The organism is Micromonospora sp. (assembly GCF_048594385.1).
GTDB classification, from domain to species: Bacteria; Actinomycetota; Actinomycetes; order Mycobacteriales; family Micromonosporaceae; genus Micromonospora; species Micromonospora wenchangensis.
The window spans coordinates 1-1,795 of the sequence record NZ_JBMDWU010000226.1 but is presented as its reverse complement, the minus strand read 5'-3'; the positions used below and the strand labels follow the sequence as shown (position 1 = coordinate 1,795).

The following is a 1,795-nucleotide window of genomic DNA, read 5'->3' as shown; positions in this document are numbered from 1 at the left end:
AGCGATGCGTTCCGCGCCCATCGATCCCTTTTCGGTACGCTCCGCGCCCTCCCGCCGAACCACACCTCCCGGACTGCACCGCGAGGCCGCGGCCACCCCGGACCGCAAGGCGTCTCACGGGCGTATGCGGTGGTCGGCGCCCCACCCCACCCCCCGGCCCCCGCCCGCCGCCCCCCGCCGCCCCCCCCCCCCCCCCCCCCGCGGGGGGGCCCCCCGCGGCGTCGGTGCCCGGCCGGGTCGCGGGATTCCCGGTGCGCGCGCCCACCCGCGCGGTGCGGCGTAACCTGGGCTCCCCGACCCTGGGGGACGAGCGTGAAGGGGAGGCCGGATGGTGGCACCGCCCGCCCGACCACCCGGCGTCGACGGCGACCCGGCCGACGCGCAACGGTGGGTCGAGGAGACGCCCAAGGACACCGGCCACGGCCGGTCCCCGTACGAGCGGGACCGCGCCCGGGTGCTGCACTCGGCGGCGTTCCGCCGGCTCGCCGCGAAGACCCAGGTGCACGTCGCCGGCACCGACGACTTCCTGCGTACCCGGCTCACCCACTCGCTGGAGGTGGCCCAGATCGCCCGGGAGATGGGGGCCCGGCTCGGCTGCGACCCCGACCTGGTGGACACCGCCGGGCTGGCCCACGACCTCGGGCACCCGCCGTTCGGGCACAACGGCGAGGACACCCTCGACGGGCTCGCCGCGTCCTGCGGCGGCTTCGAGGGCAACGCGCAGACGCTGCGGGTGCTCACCCGGCTGGAGGCGAAGGTGCTCGCCCCGGACGGCAGCCCGGCCGGGCTCAACCTCACCCGGGCCGCGCTCGACGCGGTCAGCAAGTACCCGTGGCCCCGCCGCCCCGGGCTGCGCAAGTTCGGCGTGTACGGCGACGACCGCCCGGTCTTCGACTGGCTGCGCGCCGGCAGCCCGGCCGCCCTCGCCCAACCTGCCACCGACCGGCCCGCCGCCGACCCGTCCGGTGGTGCCCGCCGCTGCCTGGAGGCGCAGGTGATGGACTGGGCCGACGACGTGGCGTACTCGGTGCACGACGTCGAGGACGGCATCCACGGCGGGTACGTCTCGTTGCGCCCCCTCCTGAACGACCCGGACGAACGCGCCGCGCTCTGTGTCGACGTGGCCGCCGTCTACTCCGGGGAGTCCCCGGACGACCTCGGCGGGGTGCTCGTCGAGTTGCTCGCCGACCCGGTGCTCACCCCGCTGGCCGGGTACGACGGCAGCCACCGGGCGCAGGTCGCCCTCAAGGCCACCACCAGCGTGCTCACCGGCCGGTTCGTGGCGACCGTGGTCGGGGCGACCAGGGACCGCTTCGGCCCCGGCCCGCACCGCCGCTACGCCGCCGACCTGGTCGTGCCGCGCCGGATCAGGGCGCAGTGTGCCCTGCTCAAGGGCATCGCCTGGCGGTACGTGATGTGCCGCCCGGACGCCCGCACCCGTTACGACCGTCAGCGGGAGGTGCTCACCGAACTGGTCACCGTGCTCGCCGACCGCGCCCCGGACGCCCTCGACCCGGTCTTCGCCCCGCTGTGGCGGCAGGCCGCAGACGACCCCGCCCGGCTGCGCGTCATCATCGACCAGGTCGCCTCCCTCACCGACCCCGCCGCCCTGACCTGGCACACCCACCTCACCTGAAACCCGGTCGCACCGCTCTCCCGACCCCATCGCACCCCGGCCACCCGCCGCCCCTCGATCCGGTGATCAAGAGGTTTGCGTCAAAGTTGTTCGCTGGATTGACGCCAACCTCTTGATCACCGGGGAGGGTGCCGCAAACCTCTTGATAACCGGGGCGGG

1 protein-coding gene is annotated in these 1,795 nt (G+C 75.5%); it reads left to right on the top strand.

Annotated features, from left to right (window positions below; translation table 11 throughout):
* Positions 1-328: 328 nt before the first annotated feature.
* Positions 329-1,636, top strand: a complete 1,308-nt coding sequence (locus ACOJTC_RS11960) for a deoxyguanosinetriphosphate triphosphohydrolase (RefSeq protein WP_420116899.1) — start codon at positions 329-331, stop codon at positions 1,634-1,636.
* Positions 1,637-1,795 lie beyond the last annotated feature (159 nt).

Coding starts and splice junctions, on each gene's coding strand:
- ACOJTC_RS11960 (WP_420116899.1), top strand. CDS start 329: ATGGTGGCACCGCCCGCCCGACCACCCGGCGTCGACGGCGACCCGGCC.